The 15937-nt window shown below is 74.1% G+C and carries 15 protein-coding genes; 12 read left to right on the plus strand and 3 right to left on the minus strand.

The genetic code is table 11. The annotated features are described in order from the left end of the window. Position 1: 1 nt before the first annotated feature. A complete protein-coding gene (locus JJI54_RS08390; RefSeq protein ID WP_203072514.1) occupies positions 2-778 on the plus strand; it encodes an ADYC domain-containing protein in 777 nt (258 codons plus the stop codon). On the opposite strand, the gene JJI54_RS32620 is transcribed toward JJI54_RS08390, so the two are convergent. Beyond that, a complete protein-coding gene (locus JJI54_RS32620; RefSeq protein ID WP_203072515.1) occupies positions 756-2624 on the minus strand; it encodes an AI-2E family transporter in 1869 nt (622 codons plus the stop codon). The genes JJI54_RS08390 and JJI54_RS32620 overlap by 23 nt on opposite strands. A 145-nt stretch (positions 2625-2769) precedes the next feature. Between JJI54_RS32620 and JJI54_RS08400 the strand changes: the two genes are divergently transcribed. The 11 genes from JJI54_RS08400 to JJI54_RS08450 all read left to right on the plus strand — a co-directional run bounded on the left by JJI54_RS08400 (position 2770) and on the right by JJI54_RS08450 (position 14080). Beyond that, positions 2770-3753: a Bug family tripartite tricarboxylate transporter substrate binding protein gene (locus JJI54_RS08400; RefSeq protein ID WP_203072516.1), complete on the plus strand. Its 984-nt coding sequence runs from the start codon at positions 2770-2772 to the stop codon at positions 3751-3753. A gap of 19 nt (positions 3754-3772) precedes the next feature. Further along, on the plus strand, positions 3773-4801 hold the full coding sequence (locus JJI54_RS08405; protein WP_203072517.1) for an Ldh family oxidoreductase: 1029 nt from the start codon (positions 3773-3775) through the stop codon (positions 4799-4801). A gap of 17 nt (positions 4802-4818) precedes the next feature. After that, a complete protein-coding gene (locus JJI54_RS08410; RefSeq protein WP_203072518.1) occupies positions 4819-5964 on the plus strand; it encodes a 2OG-Fe(II) oxygenase family protein in 1146 nt (381 codons plus the stop codon). After that, a complete protein-coding gene (locus JJI54_RS08415; protein ID WP_318987467.1) occupies positions 5961-6911 on the plus strand; it encodes a TrmH family RNA methyltransferase in 951 nt (316 codons plus the stop codon). The genes JJI54_RS08410 and JJI54_RS08415 overlap by 4 nt, the downstream gene beginning before the upstream one ends. Before the next feature lie 62 nt (positions 6912-6973). Continuing rightward, on the plus strand, positions 6974-7966 hold the full coding sequence (locus JJI54_RS08420) for a Bug family tripartite tricarboxylate transporter substrate binding protein (protein WP_203072519.1): 993 nt from the start codon (positions 6974-6976) through the stop codon (positions 7964-7966). Positions 7967-8201: 235 nt separating this feature from the next. After that, on the plus strand, positions 8202-9476 hold the full coding sequence (locus JJI54_RS08425) for a flavin monoamine oxidase family protein (protein ID WP_203072520.1): 1275 nt from the start codon (positions 8202-8204) through the stop codon (positions 9474-9476). Further along, entirely contained in the window at positions 9476-10585 is a 1110-nt protein-coding gene (locus tag JJI54_RS08430; RefSeq protein ID WP_203072521.1) for an ABC transporter permease, read from the plus strand. The genes JJI54_RS08425 and JJI54_RS08430 overlap by 1 nt, the downstream gene beginning before the upstream one ends. Positions 10586-10692: 107 nt before the next feature. Beyond that, positions 10693-11427, plus strand: a complete 735-nt coding sequence (locus tag JJI54_RS08435) for an ABC transporter ATP-binding protein (RefSeq protein ID WP_203072919.1) — start codon at positions 10693-10695, stop codon at positions 11425-11427. After that, positions 11427-12440, plus strand: coding sequence for an MlaD family protein (locus tag JJI54_RS08440; RefSeq protein ID WP_203072522.1), 1014 nt, complete (start codon positions 11427-11429; stop codon positions 12438-12440). The genes JJI54_RS08435 and JJI54_RS08440 overlap by 1 nt, the downstream gene beginning before the upstream one ends. A 23-nt stretch (positions 12441-12463) precedes the next feature. Further along, positions 12464-13075: a hypothetical protein gene (locus tag JJI54_RS08445; RefSeq protein ID WP_203072523.1), complete on the plus strand. Its 612-nt coding sequence runs from the start codon at positions 12464-12466 to the stop codon at positions 13073-13075. A gap of 318 nt (positions 13076-13393) precedes the next feature. Next, complete coding sequence (locus tag JJI54_RS08450; RefSeq protein ID WP_203072524.1) at positions 13394-14080, plus strand: DUF2939 domain-containing protein; 687 nt, start codon at positions 13394-13396, stop codon at positions 14078-14080. 62 nt (positions 14081-14142) lie between these two features. On the opposite strand, the gene JJI54_RS08455 is transcribed toward JJI54_RS08450, so the two are convergent. Beyond that, a complete protein-coding gene (locus tag JJI54_RS08455; RefSeq protein ID WP_203072525.1) occupies positions 14143-14334 on the minus strand; it encodes a DUF2783 domain-containing protein in 192 nt (63 codons plus the stop codon). After that, positions 14331-15935, minus strand: coding sequence for an FAD-dependent oxidoreductase (locus tag JJI54_RS08460; RefSeq protein WP_203072526.1), 1605 nt, complete (start codon positions 15933-15935; stop codon positions 14331-14333). Before JJI54_RS08460 ends, JJI54_RS08455 begins: the two co-directional genes overlap by 4 nt. Between the last annotated feature and the right edge of the window lie 2 nt (positions 15936-15937).

The following is a 15937-nucleotide window of genomic DNA, read 5'->3' on the forward strand; positions in this document are numbered from 1 at the left end:
GATGCGCCGCCTCCTCGCCCTCCTGCTGCTGCTCGCCGGCCCCGCGCAGGCGCAGGACCGCCCCAGGCTGCTCGGCCTGGTGGCGGAGGGTGGGGATTTCCGGGCCGATCTCTCCGACGGCACCCATCTGCGGGGCGCGGACCTGGTGGGCGCCGTGCTGCACCTCGCGGGTGCGGAGCTGCGCATCGACAGCGCCCGGCGCGATGCCACGGTGCCGCGGGCCGGCGATGTCTGGCTCTTCGGCATCTCGGCCCGCGCGCAGGGCGGCGGGTGGCAGCCCCTCTGCGCGCCGGACCCGGCCGGGGAAAGCCTCGCCATGCCCTATCCGGGGGAGGATGGCGCGCTCCGCCTCACCTGTTCCGCCGGCGCCATCGGCAAATGCATCCGCTTCGGCTACCGCCCCTGGGCGAGCCTGCCGGATGGCCGCCCGCTCGCCCCCTTCCACGCCGCCTGCACCAACATGGTGCGCGCCGCCTATGGCGGGCCGGCCGAGGGCGAGGCGGGGGGCGCCTGGACGCGCAACGGCATGCGCATCGACGTCTTCGACGAGGTCGGCATCCAGTCGCCGGACAACGACCCGGGCGATGCCTTCGAGGCCGGCTGGCGCCCGGATGGCGCCGCCTGCCTCGCCCATGTCCGGGTGCCGGAGAATGGCGACCTCGCCGCCGTGCTGGCCGCCCATCCCCGGCTGGCGGCGCTTTCCGGCCCGGCGGTCTGCACGCGGGAAGCCGCGGCGGCGGCGGGGGCGCTGGTGTTCAACCGGTCTCCGCGCCGCTAGCCCGGCCCAGCCGCATCGCCGCCTTCACCGCCGCGGCGATCCCGGGCTCCACCGCCACCGCCTCCTCCGCCCGCAGCGCCGCCGGCAGCCGGGCCTCCGGCCCCGCGCAGGCCACCATGGCGCAGACCTCCGCCGCCGGCATCCGCCGCCGCAGCCGCCGCAGCAGGTAGCGCGCCGCGGCGGTGGAGGAGCCGCCCTCCACCGCGCAGAGCCAGGCCTGGCGCACCAGGCCGAGGTCGAAGCCCGTCACGTCGCCGCGCAGCAGGTCCGGCGGCGCCACCACCGCGCCGATGCCCCGCTTGCGCAGCACCTGCGCCAGCATCATCGCCGCCGCATCGTCGAAGGGCCCGCGGCCGGGCAGGCACAGCACGCTGCCCGGCCCCGCCAGCGCGGCCGGCGCCGGCGCCTCCAGCGCGCGGGGCGCATCGGCGTCGGGGTCCGTCATCGGCCTGCCCGGCGCTTCCTCCTCCTCCTCCTCCAGATCCTCCAGCAAGCCCGCGACGCGCGCATGCACGGCCTGCACCCGTTCCTCCGCCACGCCGCCGCGCAGCGCGTCATCCTGCGCCAGGGCGAGCGCCGGCAGCGCCACGCTGTCGTAGTAGGCGGACAGCGGGGCATCCCGCAGCAGCGCCTCTGCCTGCTCCTCCAGCCCATCGGCATCGCCCATCAGCGCGCGCTGGTAGAAGGTCTCCGGTGGGTCGAGCGGCGGCCTGTCCCCCAGCGCCACCTCCAGGAATTCCAGCCGGTCCACATGCCGGCCGAGCACCACCAGGCAGACCGTCAGCGGCACCGCCACCAGCAGGCCGACGGGGCCCCAGAGCCAGGTCCAGAAGGTGGCGGCCGCGATGACGGCGATGGGCGAGAGCCCGGTGGAATGGCCGAAGACCATCGGCTCCACCACCTGCCCCATCGCGCCTTCGCCCACCGCGAACAGCACCAGCACCAGGATCGGCATGGTCCAGCCGGGATCGGTGGCCAGCGCCAGCAGCAGCGGGAAGGCGACGGCGACGAAGGTGCCGACGAAGGGCACGAAGCGCATCAGCCCCGTCAGGATTCCCCAGAGGATCGGCTGCGGCACGCCGATCACGAACAGCGCCATGCCCATGAAGGCGCCGAAGGCCGCGTTCAGCGCCGTCTGCGCCAGGAAGAAGCGCGAAAGCCGGTAGGCCGCGTCATCCATCGCGGCCACGGTGCGGTGCAGATCCCGCGCGCCGACCAGGCGGATCACGCGGTCGCGCAGATCCTCCCGGTACAGCAGCACGAAGACCACCAGCACGATGACGATGCCGATGGTGGCCAGCGGATGCAGCATGGGCGCCAGCACGCCCTGCAGCGTCTCCAGCGCCGCCGGGTCGGGCTGGCGGATCTCCACCGGGATGGGCGCCACCGCCTCCGCCTGCAACCCGCGCGGCGGCACCTCCCGCGGCTCCCGCGCCACGCCGTTGGACAGGCCGCGCAGCATCTCCTGCGCGCGTTCCACCAGCCCGCCGCTGGCATGGATGGAGGAGAGCTTGCGCGTCACCTCCGCCTGGTAGGCCGGCAGTTCCGCCGCGAGGTCCGCCAGCTGCCGCCCCATCACCAGGCCGAGCGAGGCCAGCACCATCACCGCCGCGAGCACGGAGAGGATGACGCCCGGCACCCGCGGCATGCCCCAGCGCCGCAGCGCGCGGGCGATCGGCGCCAGGATGAAGGACAGCAGGATGGCCAGGGCCAGCGGCACCAGCAGGTCCCGCGCGAAATAGAGCACCGCGATGATGACGAGGGCGGCCTGCGCGATGGCAGCCCCATCCGTCGGCACGCCGGCCGCGGGAATTCGACGGCGGGCGGAGGCGGGAAATTCGGGCATCGGGGCTTGGACGATCCTTGGGCAGCGCTGCGCCATCCGGAACGCGCCCGCACCGTTGTGGTTCACCCGCCCCATCGCGTGCTGGACGCGCGAAGCCCGCAGGCGCCAGACTTCCCCCAAGATCGAAGAAGGATGGGGAGGTTCCATGATCCGCCGCCGCTCGGCCCTGGCCGTGCCCGCACTCCTCCTGCCCGGCCTGGCCCGGGCCCAGGGCGCCCCCCCGGCGCCCTTCCCGGACCGCAACCCGCGCTACGTCGTGCCCTTCCCGCCGGGGGGCCTGACCGACATCATGGCGCGCTTCGTCGCGCAGAAGCTGTCGGAGGCCTGGGGCAGGGCGGTGGTCATCGACAACCGCGCGGGCGGCAATGCGCTGATCGGCGCCGACATCGCCGCCAAGGCCCCACCCGATGGCCACACGCTGCTCGCCATCACGCTGACCCATGCGGTCAACGCCACGCTCTTCCCCAACGCGCCCTATGATTTCCGGCGCGACTTCCACGTCATCTCGATGCTGGGCTCGCTGCCGCTGGTCGTGGTGGTGAACGCGGAGAAATCGCCGGCCCGCGACCTCGCCGGGCTCCTCGCCCTGATGCGGACCACGCCGATGAGCGGCGGCTCCTCCGGCAACGGATCACCGCCGCATCTCGGCCTGGAATTGCTGCGCCGCGTCTCCGGCGCCGGGGAACGGCTGACCCATGTGCCCTATCGCGGCGGCGCGCCCTCGGTCACGGACCTCGCGGGCGGGACGCTGGATGTCATGGTCTCCAACCTGCCGGAATGCCTGGCGCAGATCCGCGGCGGCCGCCTCCGCGCGCTGGCCATCACCAGCGCGGAGCGCCACAAGCTGGTGCCGGAGGTGCCGACGGTACGCGAACTCGGCATGCCGCAGCTCGAGATCACCAACTGGACCGCGGTGCTGACCCAGGCCGCCGTCCCCGCCCCCCTCAAGGCGCGGCTGGAGCAGGACGTGCTGGCCGTGATGCGCGACCCCGACATGGTCCGCCGGGCGGAGGAGGCGGGCTTCCAGGTGCTGGGCTGGGACAGCAACCGGTCCACCCGTTTCGTGCAATCGGAGACGGATCGCTGGGCCAGTCTTGTGACGGAGGCGCAGATCAGGCCCGATGCCTGAAACCGACTGAAGGTCCGCCATGCCCCGCCTGAGCCTCGCCGAAGCCCGCACCCTGGCCGAAGCCGCCCTGTCCCGCGCCGGCGCCAGCCCCGCCATGGCGCGGCTGACCGCGGAGGCGCTCACGGGCGGGGAGGCCGAGGGCCAGGCGGGGCACGGCCTCTCCCGCGTGCCGCAATACGCCGCCTTCCTGGCCAATGGCCGGGCGGATGGCGCGGCGGAGCCCGCGGTGGTGGCGGAACGCGGCGGCGCCGTGCTGATCGATGCGCGCCACGGCCTGGCCTATCCCGCCGTGGCGCTGGCGGTGGAGCAGGCGGCGGCGCGGGCCCGGTCCCACGGCATCGCCTTCGCCGGCATCACCAACAGCCACCATGCCGGCGCCATGGGCCTGCCCGTGGCCGCGCTGGCCCGGCAGGGGCTGGTGGCGCTGGCCTTCACCAATTCCCCCGCCGCCATGCCGGTGCCGGGCGGCCGGCGTCCCCTCATGGGCACCAACCCCGTCGCCGCCGCCTTCCCGCGCCGGGATGCCGCGCCGCTGGTCATCGACATGGCGCTGTCGGAAGTGGCGCGCGGCAAGATCATGGTCGCCGCCAAGGCGGGCAAGCCCATCCCCCTGGGCTGGGCGCTGGACGCGGAAGGCAACCCCACCACGGACGCCAAGGCCGCGCTGGGTGGCGCCATGCTGGCCATGGGCGGCACCAAGGGCGCGCTGCTGGCGCTGATCGTCGAACTCCTCTGCTGCGCCCTGACCGGCAGCGCCTTCGGCTTCGAGGCCGATGGCTTCTTCGAGGATGAGGGCAACCGCCCCCGCCTCGGCCAGGCCTTCATCGCCATCGACCCCGGCGCCCTGGCGGGGCAGGGGGCCTTTCTCGACCGGGTGGAGTTCCTGCTGGCCGCCATGCAGGCCGATCCCGGCGTCCGCCTGCCCGGCAGCCGCCGCGCCGCACTCGCCGCCCGGGCGGGGGATGAGGGGGTGGAGGTGCCGGAGGCGCTGCTCGCCACGCTGCGCGGCCTTGCCGGCCAGGCCGCCGATGCGGCATCCCCCGGCTGACGAGACGAGGACCCGCCATGCCGATCCCCGCCTATACCCCCCCCGCCTATACACCGGGCGAGCCCATCCCCGCCTTCCATGCGCGGTCCAGCACCAATCCCCGCTTCGCCTTCGACACCACCGCGGGGCGCTGGATGATGGTGCTGATCCCGGGCTCGCTCGGGCAGCCCGGCCTGGCGGATCGCCTGGCCGCCATGGTCGGCCCCCATGCCAGGGTGCTGGACGCGGTGCGCGCCTACATGCTCGTCATCGGCACGGATCCGGAGGATGAGCGGCTGGGCCGGCTGCGCGATGGCACCGGCCGCCGCGTGCTGTGGGATGATGACGGCGCCGCCCGCCGCGCCTTCCGCGCCACGGAGCCCGACGGCACCCTCCGCACCGGCTGGGTGCTGCTGGACCCCGGCCTCCGCGTCTTCGCCCTCTGGCCGCTGGAGAAGGGGGCGGAGGCGATGGCCACGCTCGCCGCCCTGCCGGACCCGGCCGACCACGCCGGCGTGCCCCTGCACGCGCCCGTCCTGATCGTCCCCCGCCTGTTCGAGCCCGCCTTCTGCCGCCGCCTCATCGACCTCTACGAGACGCAGGGCGGGGGCGAGAGCGGCTTCATGCGCGACGAGGGCGGCAAGACGGTCGGCGTGATGGATCCCGGCCACAAGCGCCGCAAGGATGCGGTCATCGAGGATGAGGCCCTGAAGGCCGCCATCCGCGCCCGGCTCACCGCCCGCCTGGTGCCGGAGATCCAGCGCGCCTTCCAGTACAAGGTCACGCGCCTCGAACGCTACATCGTCGCCTGCTACGACAGCGCCGACAAAGGCTTCTTCCGCGCGCACCGGGACAACACCACCAGGGCCACCGCCCATCGCCGCTTCGCCGTCACCATCAACCTGAACACCGGGGAGTATGAGGGGGGCGAGCTGTCCTTCCCCGAATTCGGGCCGAAGACCTATGTGGCCCCGGCGGGCGGGGCTGTGGTGTTTTCCTGCTCCCTGCTGCATGAGGCCCGGCCGGTGACGGCGGGGCGGCGATACGCCTTCCTGCCTTTCCTGTATGATGACGAGGCCGCGGCGATCCGCGAGGAGGGTGCAAAATTCCTGGTGACGAACGACGCGGCCCGCCCGGGTCCCCCCCTGGCCGAGGCAGCCGAGGCTCCTTCTCCCGTGGCGTGAGGGGCGATTTCGAGCGTGACGAGCGCGGCCCGGAGGGCTGGGCCGAACGCCGCCTGCCGCCGGAGGGCAGCCATGCCAGCGGCCGCGGCTACGGCCCCGGCGGCCCCGCCGCCGGCCTGACGCCCCGCCCGCGCCCCAACCCCGGCGGCCCGCCGGAGGGTGGCTGGCGGGACAGCGACCTCGACCGCCTCTGCGGCCCCGCCGCCGTCACGGCCGCCTTCGCCGTGCGGCCCGATGCCGTGCTGCGGCTGTTCTACACGGAGACGCGCAAGCGGGAGGCCGGGCCGGTCTGCGCCATCATGGCGAAGAACCGCCGCCCCTACCGGGAGGTCTCGCCGGAGGAGATGATCCGCATCGCCGGCACGGAGCATCATGGCGGCATCTGCGCCATCGCCGTGCCGCGGGCGGTGCCGGAACTCGGCGCCGGGCCCTTCCCCCCGGCCCTGCTGGCCGCGCCGGTGCTGCCGCTGCTGGACGGCATCGGCAACCCGCACAACCTCGGCGCCATCGCGCGCTCCGCCGCCTTCTTCGGCTGCACGGGCATGCTGCTGTCGGGGGACCCGCGCCAGGCGGGGCTGTCGGACGCCGCCTATCGCACGGCGGAGGGGGGGCTGGAGCACCTGGCGCTGATGAAGCTGGCCAACCCCGCCATCGCGCTGCGGGCGCTGGCGCCGAAATTCACGACGGTGGCCGCGGTCGCCGCCGGCGGCATGGCCCCCGCGGACCTGCCCCGCAACAAGCCGTTCGTGCTGGTGCTGGGCAATGAGGAACGGGGCCTCCCCGGCCTCACCATCGCCGCCTGCGCCCACCGCGTGACCCTGCCGGGCAGCGGCCATGTGCAGAGCCTGAACGTCTCGGTCGCGGCGGCGGTGCTGATCCATGCGATGGGGATGCCGAAGGCCGAGGCGGCGGCGAAGGCGGAGGCATCGCCAACCCCGCCCGCGTGACTTGCCCGCCCCTGCCCAACCGGCGCACCCTTTCCGAAACCGGGCAGGGCAGGGGCACCAACATGCTGAACCGACGCACCATCCTCGCTTCCACCGGCGCGCTGCTCGCCGCCCCGGCGCTGGCGCAGCCCGTGGCGGGCGGGCGCACCGTGCGGCTCATCGTGCCCTTCCCGCCGGGCGGCGCGGTGGACATCCTCGCCCGCCTCATCGCCGAACGCCTCGCCCCCGTGCTCGGCCAGGCCGTGGTGGTGGACAACCGCGGCGGCGCGGGCGGGCTGCTCGGCGCCGATGCGGTGGCGAAGGGGGACCGGGACGGCACCGTGCTCGGCGTCATCAGCGTCACCACCCTTTGCGCCGTGCAGTACATGACGGCGCGCATGCCCTTCGACCCGGCGCGGGACCTGGCGCCGGTCAGCCAGATCACCGATGGCGCGCTGCTCTGCGTGGTGAATGCGGAGACGGCGCGGCGGAACGGCTGGACCGATTTCCGCAAGCTCATCGAATGGAGCCGCGCCAACCCCGAGCAGGTGAAGATGGGCTCCTCCGGCCCCGGCACGAACAGCCACCTGAACATCGAGGCCATCAACCGCTTCGCCCAGGCGAAGATCCTGCACGTGCCCTATCGCGGCGGCGGCCCCGCCATCAACGACCTGCTGGCCGGCACCATCGACATGATGTTCGACGTCATGCCCGCCCTCATGCCGCATGTCGAAAGCGGCAAGTTCCTGGCCTTCGCCGTCAGCAGCCAGGCGCGGCTCGGCATCCTGCCGGAGGTACCGGGGATGGGCGATTTCGCCGATCTCGGCCTGGGCGGGCACAACCTGGTCAACTGGAACGCCATCATGACGGCGGGCGGCACCCCCGCCCCGGTGGTGGCGCGGCTGCACCAGGCCATCCAGGCCGTCGCCGCCGATGCCGCCTTCCGGGACCGGCTGCGGCCGCTCGGCTACGGCACCGTCACCAGCCCCACCCCCGCCGCGCTGACGGAGCTGGTGGAGCGGGAGCGCCCGCAATGGCGCCGGCTGGTGGAGATCAGCGGCGCGCGCCTCGATTGAGGGCTGGCGATCGGGCCTCCGTTCCTGCTATGTTCAGTCTGCCGCCGCCCCTTGCGTGTCCGGCACCCCGCGAAAACGGTGCTAAATCGCCTAAATCGGCATAAACGGCTAAAAGGGGTTAGTGGCCTCAATGTCACGGGCCGGCGCCTTGTTCCGGCCGCCGGGGCGGGCAAGACGATCACGCCTGCGTCACGCGTCGGTGGCCGCGCCGCCGCCCCGCCTACATGGACCCTGAATGCCTCGCCTCCCCGCTGATCCCGACCTCCTCGTCATCGGCGCCGGTGCCGCCGGCATCGCCGCAGCCCGCACCGCCCTCGAAGCCGGCCACCGCGTGGTGGTGCTGGAAGCCCGCGGCCGGGTCGGCGGGCGGGCGGTGACGGATACCGCGCGGCTCGGCCTGCCCTATGACCTCGGCGCCACCTGGCTGCACCAGGCCGCCACCAACCCGCTGGTGCCGCTGGCGCAGGCGCTTGGCGTCACGCTGCATGATTCGGACGCGCTGCGGCGCGAACGCAGCCAGGTCGGCGCCCGCGCCCTGACGGCGGAGGAGGATGCCGCCTATGCCGCCGCCTGGACCGCGGCGGAGGCGCGGATCGAGGCCGCCGCGACGGATGGCGGCCCCGACCGCAGCCTGGCGGAGGGCATGGGGGCGACCGGCCCCTGGGCACCGGCGATCGAGGGCTGGCAGGGCGACATCATCTCCGCCGCCCCGGCCGGGCGCGTCAGCCTGCACGACTTCCACGCCAATGCGCTGGAAGGCGGCAACCGCCTGCCGGAAGGCGGCTTCGGCGCGCTGGTGGCGCGGCTGGCGGAGGGCCTGCCGGTGGTGCTGGATGCCCCCGTCACGCGCCTCGCCTGGGGCGGGCGGCAGGCGGTGGCGGAAGGCCCCTTCGGCACGCTGCGCGCCCGCGCCGTGGTCGTGACCATCCCGGCCAGCCTGCTGGCCGCGGAGGCGATCCGCTTCGACCCGCCCCTGCCGGCGGCGGTGCTGCAGGCCGCGCACGACCTGCCGCTGGGCCAGGTGGTGAAGGCGGGATTCCGGGTGGCGGGCGGGGAGCGCTTCGGCCTGCCGCCCTTCAGCTCCGTGGACCGCCTGGTCGCGCCGGGCGAGCCGCTGGTGGCGATGAGCCTCTTCCCCTTCGGGCGGCCCGTCATCTCCTGCCATGTCGGCGGCGATGCGGCGGCGGCGCTGGAGGCCGAGGGCGATGCGGCGGTCGCGGCCTTCATGCGCGCGGAGATCGCCACCCGCTTCGGCGCGGATGCGCTGCGCTGTCTCGTGCCCGGCCCGATCGTCTCGGAATGGGGACGGGACCCGTGGTCGCGCGGCGTGTACAGCTATGCGCGAATCGGTCGCGCCGCCGCGCGCGCCATCCTGGCCGAGCCGCTCGCGGACGGCCGGCTCTGCCTGGCGGGAGAGGCCACGGACCAGGGCATGGCCGGCACCGTCGGCGGGGCTTGGCGGTCCGGGGTGGGGGCGGGTCGGCGCGCGATGGCGGCATTGGCGGGGTGATGGCGAAGCAGGCGGCGGCAGGGCTGGAGATGCGGGGGGATGGCGCGGGCCGCGCCGCCCTGCTCTCCGGCCGCGTCGATACGGAAGCCGCCGCGCGCCTCTGGGAACCGCTGATGGCGGAGGCCCGGAAGGGAGAGGGCCTGGTGCTGGACCTCTCGGGCGTGGAGGCGGTGGACACCACCGGCGCGACGCTGGTGCTGAGCGCGGAATCCGCCGCCGGCGCGCGGATCGAGGGCGCGAGCCCGCCGGTCGTGGCCGTGCTGGACCGGGTGCGGGCGGCGCTGGCCGCGCCGCGGCCGAAGCCCGCGGCCTACAGCTTCTCCCCCATCAGCGGCATCGGCCGGCGGGTGGTGAATGCGGGCCATACCGCGCTGGACGCGGTGGGCTTCGTCGGCGAATTGCTGGTGGTGCTGCTGGCGACGATCATCCGCCCGCACCGTCTGCGCCTGCGCGAATTGCTGCGCCACCTGGATGAGGCCGGCACGCGCGCCTTCGGCCTCGCGGTGCTGCTGGGCTCGCTGCTCGGCGTCATCCTGGCCTTCCAGTCGGCCATCCCGCTCCGCCGCTTCGGGGCGGAGATCTTCGTCCCCAACCTCGTCGGCATCTCGCTGCTGCGGGAGCTCGGCCCGCTGATGGCGGGGGTGGTGCTGGCCGGGCGCACGGGCTCCGCCTATGCCGCCGAGCTCGGCACCATGACGGTGAATGAGGAAGTGGCCGCGCTGCGCATCATGGGCATCGATCCCATGGCGCTGCTGGTGCTGCCCCGCGTGCTGGCGGGGATGCTGGTGATGCCGGTGCTCTCCCTGCTGCTGACGCTCGCGGGCCTCATCGGCATGGCGCTGATCATGGGCATGCTGGGCTTCCCGCTGACGACGGTGACGCAGCAGCTGACCTCGACCATCACGCTCGGCGATTTGCTGGGCGGGCTGTTCAAGGCGCTGTTCTTCGGCCTCGCCATCGCCGCCATCGGCTGCCGCGCGGGGCTCGGCGCCGGGCGGGGGCCGCGGGCGGTGGGCGATGCCGCGACGGCGGCGGTGGTGGGCGGCATCGTCGCCATCGTGCTGCTGGATGGCGCCTTCGCCGTGATCTACGAGAAGCTCGGCCTGTGACGGACCCGCCGCCCACCCTGCTGCGCCGCCCCGGGGAGGCCCCCACGCCTGAAGCGCCCAAGCCGGAAGCGCCCAAGCCGGAAGCGCCCGCCTTCGGCCCCGCCGTCATCGTGGCGGCGCACCTGACCGCGCGCTTCGGCACCAACACGCTGTTCCGCGACGTCAGCTTCGAGGTGAAGCGGGGCGAGGTCTTCGTCATCCTCGGCGGCTCGGGCTGCGGCAAGTCGAGCCTTCTCAAGCTGATGATCGGCCTGGTGCCGCCGGCCGAGGGCACCGTCTCCATCCTCGGCACCGATGTCTGGTCCACCGAGGGCGCGGCGCGGCTCGCGCTGCTGAAGCGCATCGGCGTCATGTGGCAGCAGGGCGCGCTGTTCGGCTCCCAGACCCTGCTGGAGAACGTGATGATGCCGCTGGCGGAGCACACCACCCTGCCGCAAGCGGCGCGGGAGGAGGTGGCCCGCGCCAAGCTCGGCCTGGTCGGCCTCTCGGAAGCCGCGGCGCGGCTGCCGTCGGAGGTCTCGGGCGGCATGCTGAAGCGGGCGGGGATCGCCCGCGCCCTGGCTCTCGATCCCGCCATCCTGTTCCTGGACGAGCCCTCGGCCGGGCTCGATCCCATCACCTCGGCGGGGCTCGATGAGCTGATCCGGGACCTGTCGCGCTCGCTCGGCACCACCTTCGTCGTGGTGACGCACGAATTGGCCTCGATCCTCGCCATCGGAGACCGCTGCATCATGCTGGACCGGGAGGCCAAGGGAATGATCGCGGAGGGCGACCCGCGCGAGCTGCGGGACCACAGCACGCATCCCACGGTGCGCGCCTTCTTCCGCCGGGAAGCCGCGTGATGGCGGCGCGGGGGCTCTATCTGGGCGTCGGCGTGCTGGCCATCGCGGGTATCGCGCTGGCGGTCGGCTTCGTCATCTTCCTGGCCGGCGGGCGCGGCCTGCAGGCGACCGAGGTGTTCGAGACCTATATCGAGGAATCGGTGCAGGGCCTCGATGTCGGCGCCCCCGTGCGCTACCGCGGCGTGCCGGTCGGGCGCGTGACGCAGATCGGCCTGGTGGCGGCGGAATACCGGCGGCCGCCCGGCGTCGAATACGGCAGCGGCTTCCAGCTGGTCTTCGTCCGCTTCGGCATCGACCCCAACCTGGTGGGGGAGACGCCGTCGCTGGCGGATGCCGTGCGGCTCGGCCTGCGCGCGCGCATCCGGGCGCAGGGCATCACGGGGGTGAACTACGTGGAGCTCGATTTCGCCAACCCGCAGCGCTACCCGGTGCCCGACCTGCCCTGGCAGCCCCGCAACCCGGTGCTGCCGGCCATCCCCTCCACCGTCGCGCAGGTGACGAGCGCGGCGGAATTCATGGTGCAGCGCCTGCAGGGGCTGCCGATCGAACAGATGGCGGCGGACCTGGCCGCGCTGCTCGCCAACCTCAACCGGCAGACCGGGGATGGCGATGCCGCGACGGCGCTGCGCGAATTCGCGCGGTCCATGACGCTGGTGCGCGGCGCGCTGGAGGAGAGCGACCTCGCCGGCGCGCTGGGCGAGCTGCGCGCCGCGGCGACCGATGCGCGCAACCTGCTGGCGGGGCCGGAGCTGCGCGGCGCCGTCGCCAATGCCGGCGCGGCCGCGGTGGAGCTGCGCCGCAGCGCCCAGCGCCTGCCCGGCGCGGTGGAGGGAATGGAACGGACGATGCGCGCGGCGCGGGAGACCACGGTGGATGTGCAGGCCGAATTGCTGCCGATCCTGATCGACCTTCGGGCCACCACGGCCAGCCTGCGGGCCATGGCGGACCAGCTGCGGGCCTCGCCCTCCCAGGCGCTGTTCGGCGCGCCGCCGACGCCGGATCGCCGGCGATGAGCGTCCACGCCGCTGCGCCGGCGATGAGGCGGCGCCTCCTGCTGGCTGCCCCCGTCCTGCTGGGCGCGTGCAGCATCCTGCCGGAACGGCCCAACGTGCCGGTCCGCCGCTACGCGCTGGCGCCGCGCCGCCCGGCCACGCTCGATGCCCCGCGCGGTGCGCCGGTGCTGCTGCAGCGGCGGATGCGGGCGGTGCCGGGGTTGCAGGACCTCGGCCTGCGGCGCGCCCGGCCGGACGGCGCCTACGAATTCCTGCCCTATGAGGAATGGATCGCGCCGCCGGCCGACCTGGCCGATGCCGCGCTGCGCGCCTGGCTGCAGGCCAGCGGCCGCTTCGCCGCGGTGGTGCAGGCGGGCACGCGGGCGGATGCGGATTTCGTGCTGGAATCGCAGCTCACGGTGCTGGAGACCGCACCCCCCGCCCAGGCCGGCCAGGCCGGGGAGGCGCGCGCCGCCATCGCCGCGGTACTGCTGCGGGAGGAACGCCTGGCTTCCCGCGTCCTCGCCACGCTGGAGGCGACCGGCACAGCGCCCGTGCCGGCCGGTGCGACGCCGCCGCAGCAGGCGCAGGCGATGGAGGTGGCGCTGGGCCGGGCCTTCGCCGAGCTGGAGGCGCGGCTGGTCCTGCCGCGCTGAGCGCTCCCGAATCTGTGATCGCGCGGGTCGCGGCCAGGCGGCCCGGCGCCTCGTGAGACGTGGTTTCGCGAAATGGCGTGATTCTCGACTTTGAGACGGTCCGCCATCTCGCGTTAACGGTTTTCCCAGAAATCGCTGCGCAATCTCAGGTCGAGAAACAGGACCGCGTCCTGTCTCGTTCCTGACGCCGCCAGAACGGCCCCCTGCGCGACCCGCCCCGCGGATCGCCACGGGATGTATCGCGCCGGGAACTACACCAAAAAGTTGCGTTAATGGCCTTGATTGCCGTTAGCACAACTTTAACGTGCGGATCGGGCGATGAACACGCGGCGGCGGGCCATGATGTCGGACACCGAGTGGGACCAGGTCTGGAGGGAGTATGACGCGCGCAACCCCGCGCCGCCGCCCCCGCCTGCGCCCGCTTCCCTGCCCCCGCGCCCCTCCTTCGGCGCGGACCCCGCCCCGGCTTCCGCCGGCCCGCGGATCGGCGCCCGGCTCGGCCGCGCCATGGCCTGGGCCGTGCTGCCCCTGGCGGCGCTGGCCTGGCTCGGCGCCCCCTATGCCACCGCCTGGCACCTGGCCGCGGCGCTGGAGGGGCGGGACCATGCCGGCCTGGCGCGCCACCTGGACCCCGTCGCCCTGCAGGGCGCGGTGCGCGCCGCCCTGAACCCCGCGGTGGCGGAAGGCGAGCAGGCGCACGCCTTCCTCACCGCCATGGCCGATGACATCGCCGCCGGCTGGGCCACCCCCGCCGCGCTGACCGAGGTGGCGCGCGCCCGCGGCGTCCGCCCCGGCACCACGGCGGAGGGCCTGCGCCGCGCCGCGCCGGTCGGCCTGACCCGGTTCGAGATGCCGCTGCATGGCGCGGCCTCCCCCATCACGCTGCAGCTGGAGCTGAAGCAGGAGGGGCTGGCCCCGCGCTGGCAGGTGACGGGCGTGCGGCTGGACCAGGCGGCCCCCGCCATCGGCCCCGGCCCGGCGCTGCGCCTGAGCGCGATGCGCTGACCATGGCGGCAATGACCCTGCCGCCGCCCCTCTGGCCCGCCTGGCTGCGGCGGATGGGCGGCTCAGCGCATCCCGCGGGCGAGGGCGATCGCCTCCCGCAGCACCGCCATGTCGCCGACATGGTTGGCGAGGATGAGGGCGAGGCGCGCATCGAAGCGCCGCGCGGCCTCGGCATCCAGGCCGCGATGCGCCTCCATGACCAGGGCGAGGAAGCCGTCCGGGTCCTGGAGCCGGGGTGAGGTGTCGAGGCTCATGGTGATCTCCCCATCGCGCGGTCGATCGCGGCGCTGACCGAGGCCTCGTCGAGCGCGGCGAAGCGGGCCGCGATGTGCTGGTCCGGCCGCAGCAGCACGGCGCCGCCGGGCGGCGCGCCGTAGCGCGCGGCGGCCAGGCCGCTATGGTCCCAGAGCGCGCCGGGCGTCTCCTCCGCCGTCACGAACAGGGTGCGCAGCCCGGGCAGCGTCGGTGCCCAGACGGCATCGAAGACCACCAGGCAGAAATCGCGGCCGAGATGGCGCAGCAGCCAGTCCGGCTGGCCGTCCCGCATCACCGGCGCATCCGGCGCCGGCGCGCCCGGCACCGCGCCGCCGCCCCAATGCCCGGAATCCGCGCTGTTCAGCGGGCTGCCCGCCAGCGTCGCGGGGCGGGACAGGCGGCCGGAATTCACCAGCGGGCGGGCGAAGGCGTGGTCCCGCGCCAGTTCCAGCACGGCGTCCCGCCAGGCGCGCGCGCCCTCCGATTTCGGCGTGATGAAGTCGGTGCTGCGGGTGGAGTTGAGGATGTTCTCGTCCGTCGCGGGCACGCGTTCGGCATCGTAGCTGTCGAGCAGCCGCTCCGGCGCCGCCCCCCGCAGCACGGCGGCGAGCTTCCAGGCGAGGTTGTCGGCATCCTGCACCCCGCCATTGCCGCCACGCGCGCCGAAGGGGCTGACCTGGTGCGCGCTGTCGCCGGCGAAGATCACGCGGCCATGCCGGAATTTCTCGAGGCGCCGGCAGCGGAAGGTATAGACGCTGACCCATTCCAGCTCGAAGGGCACGTCGGGGCCCAGCATGGCGCGGACGCGGGGGATGACGCGGTCGGGATGCTTCTCGGCCTCCGGATCGGCATCCCAGCCCAGCTGGAAATCGATGCGCCAGACATCGTCGGGCTGCTTATGCAGAAGCACGGACTGCCCGGGATGGAAGGGCGGGTCGAACCAGAACCAGCGTTCGGTCGGGAAGGCCACGTCGCCCTTGATCACCACGTCCGCGATCAGGAAGCGGTCGCGGAAGACCTGGCCGGTGAAGGGCAGGCCCATCGCCTCCCGCAGCGGGGAGCGGGCGCCGTCGCAGGCCAGCAGCCAATCGGTCGTGAGGGTGTAGGCGCCGCCGGGCGCCTCGACCGAGAGCGCGACGCGGTCCGCGCCGGGCTCGATGCCGGCCACGCGGTGCTTCCAGCGGAGATCGACGCCCGCCTCCACGCAGGCCTCCACCAGCCATTCCTCGACGTAGTACTGCTGCAGGTTCACGAAGGCCGGGTATTCATGGCCCTGCTCCGGCAGCAGGTCGAATTCATAGGCTTCCTGGTCGCGGTGGAAGACGCGGCCGGTCTTCCAGGTCACGCCCTTGGCGCGGAGCTTCTCGCCGAGCCCGAGCCGGCCATAGATCTCCAGCGTCCGCTTGGCGAAGCAGATGGCGCGGGAGCCGGTGGAGACGGTGTCGTCATCATCCAGCACCGTCACGGGGATGCCGTGGCGCGCCAGGTCCAGCGCCAGCGTCAGCCCGACCAGCCCGGCGCCCACCACGACGACGCCGCGGGCTTCGGGGCCGGCGGGCGGCGGCGGCGCGGCGTAGCGGGGGTTGGCGTGGGTGGGCATGG

The organism is Falsiroseomonas ponticola (assembly GCF_016805305.1).
GTDB classification, from domain to species: domain Bacteria; phylum Pseudomonadota; class Alphaproteobacteria; order Acetobacterales; family Acetobacteraceae; genus Falsiroseomonas; species Falsiroseomonas ponticola.

Bases quoted from the DNA above. Each gene is read 5' to 3' on its own strand.
- JJI54_RS08410 (WP_203072518.1), top strand. From the start codon at position 4,819: ATGCCGATCCCCGCCTATACCCCCCCCGCCTATACACCGGGCGAGCCC.
- JJI54_RS08445 (WP_203072523.1), top strand. From the start codon at position 12,464: ATGAGGCGGCGCCTCCTGCTGGCTGCCCCCGTCCTGCTGGGCGCGTGC.
- JJI54_RS08420 (WP_203072519.1), top strand. From the start codon at position 6,974: ATGCTGAACCGACGCACCATCCTCGCTTCCACCGGCGCGCTGCTCGCC.
- JJI54_RS08440 (WP_203072522.1), top strand. From the start codon at position 11,427: ATGGCGGCGCGGGGGCTCTATCTGGGCGTCGGCGTGCTGGCCATCGCG.
- JJI54_RS08430 (WP_203072521.1), top strand. From the start codon at position 9,476: ATGGCGAAGCAGGCGGCGGCAGGGCTGGAGATGCGGGGGGATGGCGCG.
- JJI54_RS08450 (WP_203072524.1), top strand. From the start codon at position 13,394: ATGAACACGCGGCGGCGGGCCATGATGTCGGACACCGAGTGGGACCAG.
- JJI54_RS08405 (WP_203072517.1), top strand. From the start codon at position 3,773: ATGCCCCGCCTGAGCCTCGCCGAAGCCCGCACCCTGGCCGAAGCCGCC.
- JJI54_RS08425 (WP_203072520.1), top strand. From the start codon at position 8,202: ATGCCTCGCCTCCCCGCTGATCCCGACCTCCTCGTCATCGGCGCCGGT.
- JJI54_RS08460 (WP_203072526.1), bottom strand. From the start codon at position 15,935: ATGCCCACCCACGCCAACCCCCGCTACGCCGCGCCGCCGCCGCCCGCC.
- JJI54_RS08390 (WP_203072514.1), top strand. From the start codon at position 2: ATGCGCCGCCTCCTCGCCCTCCTGCTGCTGCTCGCCGGCCCCGCGCAG.
- JJI54_RS32620 (WP_203072515.1), bottom strand. From the start codon at position 2,624: ATGCCCGAATTTCCCGCCTCCGCCCGCCGTCGAATTCCCGCGGCCGGC.
- JJI54_RS08400 (WP_203072516.1), top strand. From the start codon at position 2,770: ATGATCCGCCGCCGCTCGGCCCTGGCCGTGCCCGCACTCCTCCTGCCC.
- JJI54_RS08455 (WP_203072525.1), bottom strand. From the start codon at position 14,334: ATGAGCCTCGACACCTCACCCCGGCTCCAGGACCCGGACGGCTTCCTC.